19 protein-coding genes are annotated in these 14404 nt (G+C 28.0%); 18 read left to right on the forward strand and 1 reads right to left on the reverse strand.

Annotation, left to right across the window (positions count from 1 at the left end; all coding sequences use genetic code 11):
• Positions 1-19 precede the first annotated feature (19 nt).
• From dapA to recO, 10 genes are read left to right on the forward strand one after another with little or no spacing between them, the layout of a single operon-like run.
• Positions 20-901 carry a 4-hydroxy-tetrahydrodipicolinate synthase gene (gene dapA / locus AC5SL3_RS02925; RefSeq protein WP_494578660.1) on the forward strand — a complete coding sequence of 294 codons (882 nt, stop codon included), beginning with the start codon at positions 20-22 and terminating at the stop codon, positions 899-901.
• Positions 901-1371 (forward strand): SsrA-binding protein SmpB, encoded by a 471-nt coding sequence (gene smpB, locus AC5SL3_RS02930; RefSeq protein ID WP_494578662.1) that lies wholly within the window; start codon positions 901-903, stop codon positions 1369-1371. The genes dapA and smpB overlap by 1 nt, the downstream gene beginning before the upstream one ends.
• Positions 1337-1858, forward strand: coding sequence for a 2-amino-4-hydroxy-6-hydroxymethyldihydropteridine diphosphokinase (gene folK / locus AC5SL3_RS02935; protein WP_494578663.1), 522 nt, complete (start codon positions 1337-1339; stop codon positions 1856-1858). Before smpB ends, folK begins: the two co-directional genes overlap by 35 nt.
• Before the next feature lie 19 nt (positions 1859-1877).
• Positions 1878-3623, forward strand: a complete 1746-nt coding sequence (locus AC5SL3_RS02940; protein ID WP_494578665.1) for a bifunctional (p)ppGpp synthetase/guanosine-3',5'-bis(diphosphate) 3'-pyrophosphohydrolase — start codon at positions 1878-1880, stop codon at positions 3621-3623.
• The gene (gene pyrE / locus AC5SL3_RS02945; protein WP_494578667.1) at positions 3580-4167 is read left to right on the forward strand and encodes an orotate phosphoribosyltransferase; all 588 of its coding nucleotides are present in this window, start codon (positions 3580-3582) and stop codon (positions 4165-4167) included. The genes AC5SL3_RS02940 and pyrE overlap by 44 nt, the downstream gene beginning before the upstream one ends.
• Positions 4164-4883: a pyridoxine 5'-phosphate synthase gene (locus tag AC5SL3_RS02950; RefSeq protein ID WP_494578669.1), complete on the forward strand. Its 720-nt coding sequence runs from the start codon at positions 4164-4166 to the stop codon at positions 4881-4883. Before pyrE ends, AC5SL3_RS02950 begins: the two co-directional genes overlap by 4 nt.
• 2 nt (positions 4884-4885) lie before the next feature.
• Positions 4886-5272 carry a holo-ACP synthase gene (gene acpS, locus AC5SL3_RS02955; RefSeq protein WP_494578670.1) on the forward strand — a complete coding sequence of 129 codons (387 nt, stop codon included), beginning with the start codon at positions 4886-4888 and terminating at the stop codon, positions 5270-5272.
• Positions 5269-6003 (forward strand): signal peptidase I, encoded by a 735-nt coding sequence (lepB, locus tag AC5SL3_RS02960; protein ID WP_494578672.1) that lies wholly within the window; start codon positions 5269-5271, stop codon positions 6001-6003. The genes acpS and lepB overlap by 4 nt, the downstream gene beginning before the upstream one ends.
• Positions 6003-6671 (forward strand): ribonuclease III, encoded by a 669-nt coding sequence (gene rnc, locus AC5SL3_RS02965; protein WP_494578674.1) that lies wholly within the window; start codon positions 6003-6005, stop codon positions 6669-6671. The genes lepB and rnc overlap by 1 nt, the downstream gene beginning before the upstream one ends.
• Positions 6668-7348 carry a DNA repair protein RecO gene (recO, locus tag AC5SL3_RS02970; protein ID WP_271766851.1) on the forward strand — a complete coding sequence of 227 codons (681 nt, stop codon included), beginning with the start codon at positions 6668-6670 and terminating at the stop codon, positions 7346-7348. The genes rnc and recO overlap by 4 nt, the downstream gene beginning before the upstream one ends.
• Here recO and hemB read toward each other — a convergent pair whose 3' ends face one another.
• Entirely contained in the window at positions 7349-8338 is a 990-nt protein-coding gene (gene hemB / locus AC5SL3_RS02975) for a porphobilinogen synthase (protein WP_494578676.1), read from the reverse strand.
• A 72-nt stretch (positions 8339-8410) separates the two neighbouring features.
• Here hemB and AC5SL3_RS02980 point away from each other — a divergent pair, with 72 nt between their 5' ends.
• Genes AC5SL3_RS02980 through ribH form a run of 8 tightly spaced genes read left to right on the forward strand, consistent with a single transcriptional unit; the run spans position 8411 to position 14402 of the window.
• On the forward strand, positions 8411-9052 hold the full coding sequence (locus AC5SL3_RS02980; protein ID WP_494578677.1) for an aspartyl/asparaginyl beta-hydroxylase domain-containing protein: 642 nt from the start codon (positions 8411-8413) through the stop codon (positions 9050-9052).
• A gap of 1 nt (position 9053) precedes the next feature.
• Positions 9054-9479, forward strand: a complete 426-nt coding sequence (gene rpiB, locus AC5SL3_RS02985; RefSeq protein WP_494578679.1) for a ribose 5-phosphate isomerase B — start codon at positions 9054-9056, stop codon at positions 9477-9479.
• A 2-nt stretch (positions 9480-9481) separates the two neighbouring features.
• A complete protein-coding gene (glyA, locus tag AC5SL3_RS02990; protein ID WP_494578681.1) occupies positions 9482-10792 on the forward strand; it encodes a serine hydroxymethyltransferase in 1311 nt (436 codons plus the stop codon).
• Entirely contained in the window at positions 10792-11250 is a 459-nt protein-coding gene (gene nrdR, locus AC5SL3_RS02995) for a transcriptional regulator NrdR (protein ID WP_006996878.1), read from the forward strand. The genes glyA and nrdR overlap by 1 nt, the downstream gene beginning before the upstream one ends.
• Positions 11231-12331: a bifunctional diaminohydroxyphosphoribosylaminopyrimidine deaminase/5-amino-6-(5-phosphoribosylamino)uracil reductase RibD gene (gene ribD, locus AC5SL3_RS03000; protein WP_494578683.1), complete on the forward strand. Its 1101-nt coding sequence runs from the start codon at positions 11231-11233 to the stop codon at positions 12329-12331. The genes nrdR and ribD overlap by 20 nt, the downstream gene beginning before the upstream one ends.
• Before the next feature lie 4 nt (positions 12332-12335).
• Positions 12336-12929 carry a riboflavin synthase gene (locus AC5SL3_RS03005; RefSeq protein WP_494578685.1) on the forward strand — a complete coding sequence of 198 codons (594 nt, stop codon included), beginning with the start codon at positions 12336-12338 and terminating at the stop codon, positions 12927-12929.
• Positions 12916-14016: a 3,4-dihydroxy-2-butanone-4-phosphate synthase gene (ribB, locus tag AC5SL3_RS03010; protein ID WP_494578687.1), complete on the forward strand. Its 1101-nt coding sequence runs from the start codon at positions 12916-12918 to the stop codon at positions 14014-14016. The genes AC5SL3_RS03005 and ribB overlap by 14 nt, the downstream gene beginning before the upstream one ends.
• Positions 14016-14402, forward strand: coding sequence for a 6,7-dimethyl-8-ribityllumazine synthase (gene ribH, locus AC5SL3_RS03015; protein WP_494578688.1), 387 nt, complete (start codon positions 14016-14018; stop codon positions 14400-14402). Before ribB ends, ribH begins: the two co-directional genes overlap by 1 nt.
• The last annotated feature ends 2 nt before the right edge of the window (positions 14403-14404 follow it).

Raw genomic sequence — 14404 nt, forward strand, 5'->3', positions numbered from 1 at the left:
AACTATGTTATAAGTATTTATGTTCAAAGGATCAAATGTTGCTTTAATAACCCCGTTTAAGAATAATGAGCTAGATGTTGAGGCTTATATTAAGCTAATTCATTTTCAAATATCAAATGGCACTAACGGTTTGGTGCCTGCTGGTACAACGGGTGAATCACCAACATTAAGCCATGATGAACATCAAAAAGTAATAGATTTATGCGTTAAAGAAAGCGATGGAAAAACTGTAGTAATTGCTGGTACTGGTTCTAATTCAACAAAAGAAGCAATCTCTCTCACAACGCATGCAGAAAAAGCAGGTGCAGATGCAGCTCTTATAGTAACTCCATATTATAACAAACCAACTCAAGAAGGTTTATATCAGCATTATAAAGCAATAAACGACAAATGTGGGATACCAATTATAATTTACAATATTCCTGGAAGATCTGTAATTGATATGTCTGTTGATACTATGGCTAGATTATTTGAATTGAAAAATATTGTTGGCGTTAAGGATGCTACAGGTGATTTAAATAGAGTTAATCAACAAAAAGATAAAATGGGAACTGATTTTGTTCAGTTGACAGGTAATGATGATAACGCTTTAGAATTTAATAACAGGGGTGGTATTGGCTCTATAAGTGTAACGGCAAATATTGCTCCCAAGTTATGTTCTGATTTTCAGAAAGCTTCAAAAATAGAAAATGATGAAAGCAAACTTGAAGCAATTAGACTAGATAAAATTTTACAACCTATTCACAGCTCAATGTTTGTAGAGAGCAATCCAAGCCCTGTTAAGTATGCTGCAAAACTTTTGGGTCTTTGCGATGATGATGTTAGATTGCCTTTAGTTAAAGTAACAGACCCAGCCAAAGATATTATTAAAAAAGCTTTAGTATCAGCAAATCTACTCTAATGAATAAGAAAACCAATTCTGGTTTGAAAATTATTTGCTTAAATAGAAAAGCAAGTTTTAACTTTTTTTTTGAAGACCTAATTGAAGCTGGAATAGTTCTTAAAGGATCAGAGATAAAATCTATTAGAGAGGGAAAAGTTAATATTGCAGATTCTTACGCTGTAGAAAAAGATGGTGAAATAATTTTAATTAATTCTCACATTGCAGCTTTTAAACAAGCCAGCTATTCAAATCACAACCCTACTGATGAACGAAAGCTGCTGTTAAATAAAAAAGAAATTAACAAATTAATCGGTAAAATGCAGAGAGATGGCTTTACTCTTGTTCCAACAAAAATGTATTTTAAAAAAGGAAAAGCTAAAATAGAAATAGCTATAGCAAAAGGTAAAAAACAATTTGATAAAAGGGCTACTAAAAAAAATAGAGATTGGAATCGTGAAAAAGCAAGACACATTAGAAAATCAAGTTAAACTTTCATATTTAGCAATTGGGTCAAATTTAGGAAATAAAATTATAAATATTCATAAAGCTAAGTTTGAATTAGAAAAAAATAAAATTAAGATAATAAAAGTATCATCTCATTATTTATCTAAATCTTGGCCAAATCCATTAATGCCAGATTTTGTAAATATTGTTATAAAAATTGAGACAATCTTAGCACCTTTAGAATTGTTAAAAATTTGTAACTTTATTGAATTAAAATTAGGCAGGGTTAGATTAAAAAAAAATGATCCACGAACATGCGATATTGATATAATTGATTATGATAAAAAAATTTTAAATATAAGAGATAATAAACTAATAATCCCTCATCCACATACAACTAAGAGAAATTTTGTTTTGTTGCCATTATTTGAAATAGATAGAGGTTGGAAACATCCAGAATCTAAGATTAGTATAGTTAATTTAATTAATTCTTTACCAATTAAAGATTTAAGATCTATCAAACAAATATAAATTAATGATATAGTTAAAAATGCTTAATTCAGAAGAGTTAATAAATAAAGTCAAAGTTTATAATAAATTTTTAAATCCAGAAAAATTAAGTAAGGCCTATGATTATGCTGTTAAAGCTCATGAGAACCAAAAACGTCATTCTGGTGACCCTTATTCAAATCATCCGATAGCTGTTGCAGCCATACTTAGTGAGTTAGAATTGGACAGTGCTACCATTGTTACTGGACTTTTACATGACACCATTGAGGATACACATGCAACTTATGAAAATATTAAAGATGAGTTTGGCGAAGAGATTGCCAATTTAGTTGATGGTGTAACTAAAATTTCTGTTTTTGAAAACCAAGCAACATCATCATCTAAAGCAGAAAACTTTAGAAAATTAATCTTAGCCACATCGAAAGATATCAGGGTATTACTTGTAAAACTTGCAGATCGCTTACACAACATGAGAACAATTGATGCAATTTCAAAAATTGAAAAAAAAGAACGTATAGCGAAAGAAACGATGGAAATTTATGCTCCATTAGCAGATAGAATGGGCATGCATAGAATTAGAGATGAACTTGAAGACTTATCATTTAAAGTTTTAAATAATAAGGCACGAGAGCTTATTAAAAAAAGACTAGATGAAATTAAAGAAGATAAAGTAAATAGTTTTAATTCAATTTCATTGCAATTAAGTGAACTTTTAAACGAACATAAAATTAATGCTGAAATTTTTGGAAGAGAGAAAACCGCATTTTCTATATGGAGAAAAGTACAAAAAAAAAGAACTTCACTTGAACAAATTACAGACATAGTGGGATTTAGAGTTATCCTTGATAGTGGAGAAGATTGTTACAAGGCATTAGGAATTTTCCATCAGCACTGGAATTGTGTACCAGGAAAATTTAAAGACTATATATCTTCACCAAAAATTAATAATTATCAGTCTTTACACACAGCTGTAATTGGTCCAAATAGAAGACCTATTGAAATTCAAATAAGAACTATGCCAATGCACGAATTTGCAGAAAGAGGTATTGCCTCTCATTGGAAATATAAATCATCAGAAAAATTTGATTCATTAACTTGGAAAGAATATGATTGGCTAGCTGACCTTGTGGAAATTATTGGTAAAAATGAAAACTCTGAACATTTTTTTGAATATACAAAATTACAAATGTTTCAAGAAAATGTCTTTTGTTTTACACCTAAAGGCATGGTTATAAAATTACCAAAAGGTGCAACACCTATAGATTTTGCATATGCGGTTCATACAAAAGTAGGTGATCATGCAATATCTTGTAAGATAAATGGTAATGACAATGAATTGCAAAGCATACTTCATAATGGAGATGTAGTTGACATTATAACATCCAAAAACAAATCACCATCATTACACTGGATACCAATTACTAAAACTGGCAAAGCAAGAGCTGCTATACGAAGATATTGGCATTCTAAAGGTGAACAAAAAGAAGAAAGAATTAAAAAATATAATACTACGCTTTGGATTTCTCTACCAGATCAACCAGGTAAACTGGGTGAAATAACCACTTCATTAGGCTCTCATAAACTCAATATATCAAGCGTAGAGATGAAAGAAAAAACAAAAGAATATATTAATTTTAGATTTAACCTTATTATTAGAGACTTGAAAAACTTTACAAATTTTATCAGTGAGCTAAAACAAAAAGACATTAAATTTAAAATCATTAGACATGAGGAAAAAAGAAATGCTTTCACACAAAAAATCTTTAAATATTTTAAAAAAAACTAACGCACTTTTAGAGGGTCATTTTGTTCTTTCATCAGGTTTGCATTCAGCTAAATATATCCAGTGTGCTAAACTTTTAAGCTTTCCACATTTAGCCAAAGATATTTGTAATTCATTAGCAAAAAAAATTAAAAAAAAATTTAAATCTATAGATTTAATTTTAGCTCCTGCAATGGGTGGTGTTATTATCGGTTATGAAATTGGTAAAATTTTAAAAAAAGAGACAATATTCTGTGAAAGAGTTAATGGTAAATTTGTTTTAAGAAGAGGCTTTCATATAAAAAAAGGATCAAAAGTTTTAATAATCGAAGACGTTATAACAACAGGTAAATCGAGCTTAGAGTGTGTTAAGTTGATTACAAAACCAGGTGCAAAACTTATTGGTTTTGCCTCAATTATTGATAGATCAACTAAGAATTCACTGAAGATAAAAAAAAATATTATCTCACATATGAAGATAGATGTTCCAACATTTAAGAAAAATAACCTTCCAGAAAGTCTTAAAAAAACTCGAATTACAGTTCCTGGAAGTAGATTTATTAAATGAAAAGACTAGGTGTTAATATTGATCATGTTGCTACAATAAGAAATGCAAGAGGATCATACCACCCTGATCCATTAACTATTGCTAAACATGTAACTAAATGTGGAGCACATTCAGTAACTATACATTTAAGAGAAGACAGAAGGCACATTAAAGATACTGATGTTGTTAAAATTTGTAAAAATAAAAAAATAATCACTAATTTAGAAATTTCATTAAACAAAAAAATAATAAATATAGCATTAAAAAATAAACCTAATTTTATTTGTATAGTTCCTGAAAAAAGAAAGGAAGTCACAACAGAAGGTGGATTAAACTTAATTAAAAATAAAAAAAAAATAAAAGCAATAATATCCTTATTTAATAAAAAAAATATTAGAACAAGTTTATTTGTTGACCCAACGTTAAAAGATATAAAAATTGCAAAAGAATTAAATGCAACTTGTGTTGAGTTGCATACTGGAAAAATTTCTAATTTAGTAAAAGAAAATAAAAATTATAAAAATGAATATTTAAAAATTAAGAAATGTTCAGAACTTGGTGTTAAACTTGGAATTGAGGTTCATGCTGGCCATGGTCTTGACTATAAAACTACCTCTGTATTAAGTAAAATTAAAGAAATTACAGAATTTAATATTGGCCATTTTATAATTGGTGAGTCACTTACTCATGGTTTAAAAAAAACTATTAAGACATTTAAAAAAATAACCAATAAATAAATATGAAAATTCTTGGTATAGGTGTTGATATAGTAGAAAATATTAGAATACATAAATCTTTAAAAAATGTTAGTTTTATTAAAAGAGTTTTTTCTAGTTCAGAAATATCGATAGCCAAAAACACAACAAATAAAAAATCTTATTATTCTAAAAGATTTGCTGCTAAAGAAGCATTTTCTAAAGCAATTGGAACAGGTTTTAGAAACAATTTGAACTTCAAAGATATAACTATAATTAACGATAAGTTAGGCAAACCCTCATTTGTAGTCACAGATAAAATTAAAAAAATTGTTAAAAAGCAATTTAAAATATCATCCTTTGATTTCTTTCTGTCAATTTCAGATGAAAAAAAATATTCTATAGCCTACGTGATTTTACAAAAAAAATGATTACCAAAAATATTATAATTGATAACGTTAAGACGATTTTTTATGCTTTAGTAATAGCGATTATTATTAGATCTCTTTTTATTCAACCTTTCTATATTCCCTCGTCATCAATGGAACCAACACTTTTAATTGGTGATAGATTATTTGTTACGAAGTATTCTTATGGTTACAGCAAGCATTCTTTCCCTTTTAGCCCACCGATAATAAGTGGAAGAATATTTTCTAAGAAACCTAAGGTTGGTGACGTTATTGTTTTTAAAACACCAGCTGATAATAGAACGGATTATATTAAAAGATTAATCGGCCTACCAGGAGATAATATTCAATTCATTAATGGTGACTTATTTGTAAACAATAATCAGATATTAAAATCTAGAATTTCCCAAAATGATAAAACTTATTGTGGAAATCAAACTATAGACGTTAATACATTTGAGGAAAAACTTCCAAATGGCAAAATACATAATAGTGTATATTTAAAAAATTATAGTTTTCAAAATTCTGATAATTTTATAGTTCCTTCTCAACACTATTTTTTTTTAGGAGACAACAGAGATTGCTCTAAAGATAGCAGATACTTGACTAGTGTTGGATATGTACATGAAGATAATTTAGTTGGTAAGGCTCAATTTCTTTTTTTTTCATCTGATTTTAGAATTGGAAATATTTTTTCTTTTTGGAAATGGCATAAGACAATTAGATTTGACAGGTTTTTTAAGAAAATTATTTAATGAAAATTATTCACACAATATTAGAAAAAAAATTAAAATTAAAGTTTTCAGATCAAAAAATTTTTATTAAAAGCTTAACGCACAAAAGCTTTGATTCAATCAACAATAATGAAAAAATTGAATTTTTAGGAGATAGAGTTTTAGGTCTTATTATTGCAAAAAAATTACTAGAACTTTATCCAGAAGAAAGAGAAGGCGTATTAGATAAAAAATTTGCATCATTAGTAAATAAAAAAAAATGTCTAGAAATTGCTAAAACAATTGAACTAGAGAAATATATTTTAGTTTTAAACCCTAAAAATAAAAAAATTGAAATTGAAGACAAAATAGTAGCAGACTGTTTAGAGGCTTTAATTGGAGCAATCTATCTTGACAAAGGTTTAAATTTTACTGAAAAATTTATTCTTAATTTATGGAGTGAACATATTACAGCAAGTGTAGTAACTCAAATTGATGCAAAAACAAAACTACAAGAATACTCGCTTAAGATTTTTAAAGTTTTGCCTATTTATAAGCTAATATCTAATACTGGTCCTCGACACAAACCACTCTTTAAAGTTGCTGTTAAATTAAAAAATACTAAATTTTTCACAGCTGAAGGAACTTCTAAAAAAGAAGCAGAACAAAATGCTGCATCGTTATGTTTTGAGGATGTTTTTAAAAAATGAATTGGGACGATAGCGCTTATTTAGTTTCTAAAAATAGATATAGTGAAAATTCAATAATTGCAGAAGTTTTTACAGAAAACCATGGAAAAATTTCAGGAATAATTTTTGGCGGAACTTCAAAGAAAATTAAAAACTATTTGCAAATTGGTAATAAAATTTATGTAAACTATAATTCAAAAAGTGTTACTAGAATTGGTTATTTTAAAATAGAAATTCTAAAAGCTTTAACTCCACTCTATTTTGACGAAAATCAAAAATTATCATGCATTACATCGGCAATGCACCTTATAAAACTTCTTACTGCTGAAGCACAATCTAATAAAGAAATTTTTAAATTAATTGATAAATTTTTTGAAATATTAAACTCTGAAAATTGGATTCAAAAATATATTTTCTGGGAGTTAGAACTTTTAAAATTATTGGGATATGATTTGGAATTAAAAACTATGGCTGAAAAAGAAATTGTTGATAGTGAAGTCAATTATTACGTTAAATCCTCAACTGAAAAAAAAAGTATTCCAAATTTTCTAATAGATGAAAATAATATGGATGTTAATTTAAAAAATTTACTTAAAGGTCTCAAGCTTGTTAGTGATTACCTTGAAAAAAGTATTCTAAAACCAAATAATTTAAATCTTCCTACTTCTAGAACTCATTTTATTAATCTTTTAAAATAGTTATTTTATTAAATCTTCAATTCTATCTGCATAATAGCTTACTATAGCGTTTGCTCCGGCTCTTTTAAAAGCAATCAAGCTCTCTAACACTGAGTTTTTATCTATTAGACCTTTTTTGATACTATTACTTAATAGTGAGTATTCACCTGATACTTGGTAAGCGAGAACAGGAATTTTAAAATTATCTTTAACTGTTTTAATTATATCAAGATAGGGCATACCGGGTTTAACCATAACCATATCAGCTCCTTCTTTAATATCTAGCGCCACCTCTCTTATTGCTTCATTGCTATTTCTAAAGTCCATTTGATAATTTTTCTTATCACCCTTTAACAAACCTTTAGAACCAACGGCATCTCTGAATGGACCATAAAAACTTGAAGCATATTTTACTGCATAAGAAAGTAGTTGAACCATTTCATGACCCTCCTTATCTAAAGCTTTTCTTATTTTACCTATTCTTCCATCCATCATGTCTGAGGGAGCCAGAACATCACAGCCAATTTCTGCTTGTAACAATGATTGATTTATTAATACTTCAATAGTTTCATCATTTAACACGTAGCCAGATTTTATTAAACCATCGTGACCATGTGAGGTATAAGGATCTAAAGCTACATCACACATAATACCAATTTCATTTTTATATCTTTTTTTAATATATCGAATGGCCTTACAAACAAGATTGTCTTCATTTAATGCTTCAGTTCCAATTTCATTTTTTTTTGTTTTATTTGTATAAGGGAACAATGCAACCATAGGTATTTTGTTTTTGATTGCTTTATCAACAATAATTCCAAGCTTATCTATTGTGTATCTATAAACATCAGGCATTGTTTTAATGGATTGTTTTGTATTTTTTCCATCAATCAAAAATATAGGTAATATAAAATCGCTAGATGACAGGCTATTTTCTTGAACTAATCTTCTAGACCAATCATTTTTACGACTACGTCTAAGTCTTAAATTTGGGTAATTTCCTGTAATCATGTTTAAATCTGCTTTTAAAATGCGACAAATGTATTATACAAATATATATTAAAAAAGGTAGAAAACAACTGCATGAGCTTAGACAACAATAACATAATTGACCTAGATCTTAAAAAAGATCAAAAAGTTTTAGATTTTAGTGATTTTCAAAAACAAGATATTAAATTTGATATTAATAAACTCCAAGAAGCTTATAATCAAATTGTTCAAACAAGAAAATTTGATGATGGCGGTGGCATTGCTCACTTTGGCGCTATTTGTTTAACACAAATTCCTGGAGATCCAGATTCTATTAAAGGAAGCAAGGCTAGAGGCTCTTACTGGACAAAACCAGACAAATCAGGAAAAGAAGTTACTAGAGATATTTCAATAGATGAGTCCGCATACTCTGAATTTATACCAGACTATGAAAACACTTATTTCAAGGAAGTATTTGATACACTTTCTTCAAAATACAAATTAGGTAGAGTTAGAATTTTACTTAAGGAGCCAAGATCAACATTGAGTTGGCATAGAGATCCAGAGCCAAGGTTACATATACCTATAATTACAAACCCTGGTTGTTTAATGGTTATTGATAATGTCGCAAAACATATGCCTGCTGATGGCTCAGTGTGGGTAACTAATAATGTAAAATACCATAATGCCTTTAATGGTGGTGAAGAAAACAGAGTTCACTTGGTAGCCTGTGTTTTAGATTATAAGTTTAATTAAATTGAAAAAAATATTTTTATCCTCTGATCACGCTGGCTATAAATTAAAAGAATTAATTAAACTTCATTTAGAAAAAAAGAAAATTAACTATACAGACTTAGGTCCATTCAATAGTGAAAGTGTTGACTATCCAGACTATGCTCATAAAGTTGCTAAAAAAGTTAAAACAAACAATAATCATGCCGGCATACTCGTATGTGGCTCTGGGATGGGAATGAATATTGCTGCAAATAGACATAAAAATATACGTGCTGCTCAGTGTTTTAATTTGAAATCAACTAAATTATCAAGATTGCATAACGATGCAAATATCATTACATTAGGATCAAGACTTCTTACTAAAAAAACTGCTTTAAATTGTGTTAGCGTTTTTTTAAATACAAAGTTTGAAGGTGGAAGACACGCAAAAAGAATTAAAAAAATTTAATTATGTCTAGTGAAAAAAACTATTTAAATGAAAATTATAAAAGCTTTTTTGAAGACAGCTTATCTGTAACTGATCCAGAATTACATAAAGCCATAAGTGATGAGCTAAAAAGACAACAACAACATATAGAATTAATTGCTTCTGAAAATATAGTTTCTCAAGCTGTTTTAGAGGCTCAAGGCTCTGTATTAACAAATAAATATGCAGAAGGATATCCTGGAAAAAGATACTATAATGGATGTGAGCATGTTGATGTTGCTGAAAATTTAGCCATAGAGAGATTAAAGAATATTTTTGATTGTAAATTTGCAAATGTCCAACCACATTCTGGGGCTCAAGCAAATGGTGCTGTATTTTTAGCGCTATTAAATCCTGGTGATACATTTATGGGAATGAGTTTAAATTCTGGTGGACATATTACTCATGGGTTAAAAATATCAATGTCAGGTAAATGGTTTAATCCCATAGGGTATGACGTTGATAAAGAGTCTGAACTTATTGATTATGATAATGTTGAAAAACTTGCATTAGAACATAAACCAAAACTCATAATTTGTGGTGGTAGCGCTTATTCTAGAGTAATTGACTTTAAAAGATTTAGAGAGATTGCTGATAAAGTAGGGGCATATTTGATGGTGGATATGGCTCATTTTTCAGGTTTAGTTGCTGGTAAAGGTTATCCTAACCCATGTGAACACGCACACGTAGTTACTTCAACAACTCATAAAGTTTTCAGAAGTGCTAGAGGTGGAATTATTTTAACTAATCATGAAGACCTAGCAAAAAAATTTAATACTGCAGTATTTCCTGGTTATCAAGGTGGACCGTTGATGCATGTCATCGCTGGAAAGGCTGCTGGGTTTTTGGAAGCTTTAAGACCAGATTTTAAAGATTATATCAAATCAGTTTTGGCAAATGCTAAAATTTTATCTGAGACACTTAAGAATAATGGTTTTAAGATTTATTCTGGTGGAACGGATACACATTTAATGTTAGTTGATCTAAGACCTTTCAATGTCAAAGGCAATGCTGCAGCCGAAAGCCTTTCAAATGCTAATATTACCTGTAACAAAAATGGAATACCTTTTGATTCTGAAAAGCCAATGATTACTTCTGGGATAAGACTTGGAACTCAAGCTGCAACAACTAGAGGCTTTGGATTGAAAGAGTTTGAGAAAGTTGGTGAATTAATTACTAAAGTTGTAAAAGGTTTGTCTGAAAACCCCGAGGATAACAGTAAAATTGAAGAAGAGGTTAGAAATGAAGTTATAGATCTTACATCTAACTTTCCAATATATAAAAATTTAAAATAATGATTTGTTCAATTTGTAAAAAAGGTGAAACATCAGTAGTAGACTCTAGACCTACAGAAGATGGAACAGCCATAAGAAGAAGAAGACTTTGTGTGTGTGGAGCTAGATTCACAACTTTCGAAAGAGTACAATTTAGAGAAATAATGGTTGTCAAAAAGAATGGAAGAAAATCATCATTTGATAGAGATAAACTTTCTAAATCAATTTATATAGCCTTAAAGAAAAGACCTATTGATACCGAAACAGCAGAAAAATTTATTAGTCGAACTTCAAGAGCTTTAGAAGAACTTGGTCAAAGTGAAATTTCATCAAATACAATTGGCACAATGGTTATGGAAGGTTTGAAAGATCTTGATCCTGTTGCATACGTTAGATTTGCATCTGTTTATAGAAATTTTAGAGAAGAAAAAGACTTTGTGCAATTCGTGGACAAATTAGATGTCTACAAAAAAAGATAAATTTTCAAATAAAGATAAAATTTTTATGGAGCTTGCCTTGAATTTGGCAAAAGCTCGTCATGGACTAACTGGAATTAATCCTTCCGTAGGTTGTGTAATTGTTAAAAATAATAAAATACTTTCAATTGGTCAAACAGGTTTTAAAGGTACACCTCATGCGGAATTTAATGCTATTAAAAATTCACATGAAAATTTAAAAGGCTCAAAAATGTACGTGACCCTTGAACCATGTAGTCATTATGGAAAAACCCCTCCGTGCACAAATATTATAATTAAAAAAAAAATTAAAGAAGTTGTCTATGGAGTTGAAGATATTGATAAAAAAGTTAAAGGTAAAACATTAAAAATTCTTAAGTCGAAAAATATTTTAGTAAAAAAAAATTTATTAAAAAAAAAAATTAATAAATTTTATATACCTTATTTTTTTAATAGAAAAAGAAACCTTCCTTATGTTACTGGTAAAATTGCAATTTCTAAAAATAATTTGATATATAGCAAAGATACTAAAAGAATTTCAGATATTCACACTGATAAATTTACACATTTTCTTAGATATAAAAATGACTCGTTAATGATTTCCTCCAAAACTTTAAATAAAGATAATCCAAAACTCAATTGCAGACTTGAAGGTTTGAGTAAATTTTCCCCTAAAAGAATTATTTTAGATAGAAACTTAGAAATTAAAAAGAATTCATATATTTTTAAAACAGCAAATAAAGACAATACTATAATTTTTTATCATAACACCAAAGCCGAGGTGAAATTAATGTTAAAAAAAAAGGGTATAATTTTAATAAAAAGTAAATTAAATAAAAATAGCTTTGATATCAAATCAATTTTAATGAAACTCTATGTCCTTGGTTGTAGGAATTTATTAGTTGAAGGAGGAAATGATCTTTCTAAACACATTATTAAAAAAAAATTATTTAATGAATTTTATTTATACAAATGTAGTAAAAGTTTATCAATGTTAGTTAATCATAAAAAGTTTGGTTTTCTTAAAGAATTAAAGAAAAATTATAAAAATAAATTGAAAATTAATAAAAAATTAGGCAATGATGTAATTACACTTTACAAATAATATTATGTTTAATGGAATAATTTTTAATCAAGGTTTAATTACTAAATTTGAAAAAAGATCAAAAGGTATTAATATTTTTGTAAAAGCTGATTTAAAATTAACGAGAAAAGATTTGGGCGTATCAGTTTCTTGTGATGGTGTTTGCTTAACATTAATCGACATTAAAAATCAGATAATGGAATTTTATCTTTCTGATGAAACTACACAAAGATCAAAATTTAAATTCTTAAAAATAAATGATAAAATTAATCTTGAACTTCCTTTAAAATTTGGTCAAAAAATATCAGGACATATTTGTCAAGGCCACATCGATGCAGTAGGTAAAATACAAAGTATTAAAAAAATTGATAAATCATATTTATTTGATTTTGAAATTGTTAAAAAAGAACGAGCAAATTTAATTGATAAAGCTTCTATATGTATAAATGGAATTTCTTTAACAATTTCCAAAGTAACCAAAAAAGGTTTTCAAGTTTGGGTTATTCCACACACTTTTAAGCTAACCAATTTATCTTCATTAAAAAAAAGCAGTCTAGTTAATATAGAGATAGATATCTTATCTAAATACGTTAGAAATTATTTTAATGAAAAAAAATAATTATGCATCCATTGAAAGTATAATAAATATCGCAAAGAAGGGCGGTATGTTCATCTTAGTTGATGATGAGAAAAGAGAAAACGAAGGAGACTTAATAATATCAACCACTGACTCAAGCGCTAAAAATATAAATTTTATGGCAAAATATGGTCGTGGATTAATTTGTCTGGCGCTAGATAGTGTACAAGCAAAGCGATTAAATTTATCTTTGATGTCGCCTATAAATCAATCAAGGAATAAAACTGCATTTACAATTTCTATTGAAGCAAAAAAAGGAATAACAACAGGTATCTCAGCAAAAGATAGAGCAAAGACAATTAAAATTGCTTCAAAAAAAAATGCAAATAAGAAAGACATAGTTTCACCTGGACATGTTTTTCCAATTATTGCGAAAGATGGCGGCGTTTTAGTAAGAGCTGGCCACACAGAAGCCTCTGTTGATATTTCAAAACTTGCTAAAAAAAATAACTCTGCAGTTATTTGTGAAATAATGAATGAAGATGGAACAATGGCCAAAGGCCAAGATTTATTTGATTTTGCAAACAAACATAATTTAAAGATAGGTAAAATCGAAGACCTTATTGCTTATCGTTTAAAAAAAGAAAAACTAATTAAACTTAAAAAACAATCAGATATTAAAGTAAAAAATCAAAAATATAAAATTCGAATTTATGAAAACCTTTTAGATGGATCTGAGCATTTTGCTTTGATTAAAGGAAATATTAAAAAAGGGCTAATACCAAGAGTTAGAGTAATTTCTTCTAACGTAGTTCAAAATTATTTAATCAATCAACAATTACCGAATTCATTTGATAAAACTTTAAATTATTTTAAGAAATTTAATAACTGTGTTTTAGTTTTTATAAAAGATACAAATTTAAAATCTGTTACACAAACACTTAAGGATTATAAAAACAAAAATTTCTATAAAAAAGGAAATGATAAGCTTATAAGAAATTATGGTATTGGTGCTCAAATAATTAAAGATTTAAAGATTAAAAATATGATATTAATTACTAAGTCTCTTAAAAAAGTTATTGGTTTAGAAGGTTATGATATAAAGATTACCAAACAGGAAATTATTTAATGAAAAGAAAATATTTAATAGTTATAGCTGATTATTATAAAGATATATCAATGGGTTTACTAAGTAGCGCAAAGAGCATATTACCCAAATCTAGTTTAATAAAAATTATCAATGTCCCTGGTGTTTTTGAAATACCAGTTACAATTTCAAAGAATATAAAAAAATATGATGCTTTTTTAGCTCTTGGTTGTGTTATTAAAGGCCAAACACCTCATTTTGACTTTATTTCTCATTCTTCAACTGATGCAATAATGAAACTTTCTGTAGATAGTAAAAAACCTATTGGTAATGGAATTATTACTTGTCTTAATATGCGTCAAGCTATAGCTAGGAAGAAAAAGGGTAGAGAAGCAGCTCAAGCTGTAATATCTGTTCTTTCTCAATAACA

Source organism: Candidatus Pelagibacter sp. PS_34 (assembly GCF_059417845.1).

Excerpts from the sequence above, each read along its gene's own strand:
- smpB (WP_494578662.1), top strand. The coding sequence starts at position 901 with ATGAATAAGAAAACCAATTCTGGTTTGAAAATTATTTGCTTAAATAGA.
- ribH (WP_494578688.1), top strand. The coding sequence starts at position 14,016 with ATGAAAAGAAAATATTTAATAGTTATAGCTGATTATTATAAAGATATA.
- AC5SL3_RS02980 (WP_494578677.1), top strand. The coding sequence starts at position 8,411 with ATGAGCTTAGACAACAATAACATAATTGACCTAGATCTTAAAAAAGAT.
- AC5SL3_RS02940 (WP_494578665.1), top strand. The coding sequence starts at position 1,878 with ATGCTTAATTCAGAAGAGTTAATAAATAAAGTCAAAGTTTATAATAAA.
- acpS (WP_494578670.1), top strand. The coding sequence starts at position 4,886 with ATGAAAATTCTTGGTATAGGTGTTGATATAGTAGAAAATATTAGAATA.
- AC5SL3_RS02950 (WP_494578669.1), top strand. The coding sequence starts at position 4,164 with ATGAAAAGACTAGGTGTTAATATTGATCATGTTGCTACAATAAGAAAT.
- ribB (WP_494578687.1), top strand. The coding sequence starts at position 12,916 with ATGAAAAAAAATAATTATGCATCCATTGAAAGTATAATAAATATCGCA.
- rnc (WP_494578674.1), top strand. The coding sequence starts at position 6,003 with ATGAAAATTATTCACACAATATTAGAAAAAAAATTAAAATTAAAGTTT.
- pyrE (WP_494578667.1), top strand. The coding sequence starts at position 3,580 with ATGCTTTCACACAAAAAATCTTTAAATATTTTAAAAAAAACTAACGCA.
- ribD (WP_494578683.1), top strand. The coding sequence starts at position 11,231 with ATGTCTACAAAAAAAGATAAATTTTCAAATAAAGATAAAATTTTTATG.
- glyA (WP_494578681.1), top strand. The coding sequence starts at position 9,482 with ATGTCTAGTGAAAAAAACTATTTAAATGAAAATTATAAAAGCTTTTTT.
- lepB (WP_494578672.1), top strand. The coding sequence starts at position 5,269 with ATGATTACCAAAAATATTATAATTGATAACGTTAAGACGATTTTTTAT.
- recO (WP_271766851.1), top strand. The coding sequence starts at position 6,668 with ATGAATTGGGACGATAGCGCTTATTTAGTTTCTAAAAATAGATATAGT.
- nrdR (WP_006996878.1), top strand. The coding sequence starts at position 10,792 with ATGATTTGTTCAATTTGTAAAAAAGGTGAAACATCAGTAGTAGACTCT.
- dapA (WP_494578660.1), top strand. The coding sequence starts at position 20 with ATGTTCAAAGGATCAAATGTTGCTTTAATAACCCCGTTTAAGAATAAT.
- AC5SL3_RS03005 (WP_494578685.1), top strand. The coding sequence starts at position 12,336 with ATGTTTAATGGAATAATTTTTAATCAAGGTTTAATTACTAAATTTGAA.
- hemB (WP_494578676.1), bottom strand. The coding sequence starts at position 8,338 with ATGATTACAGGAAATTACCCAAATTTAAGACTTAGACGTAGTCGTAAA.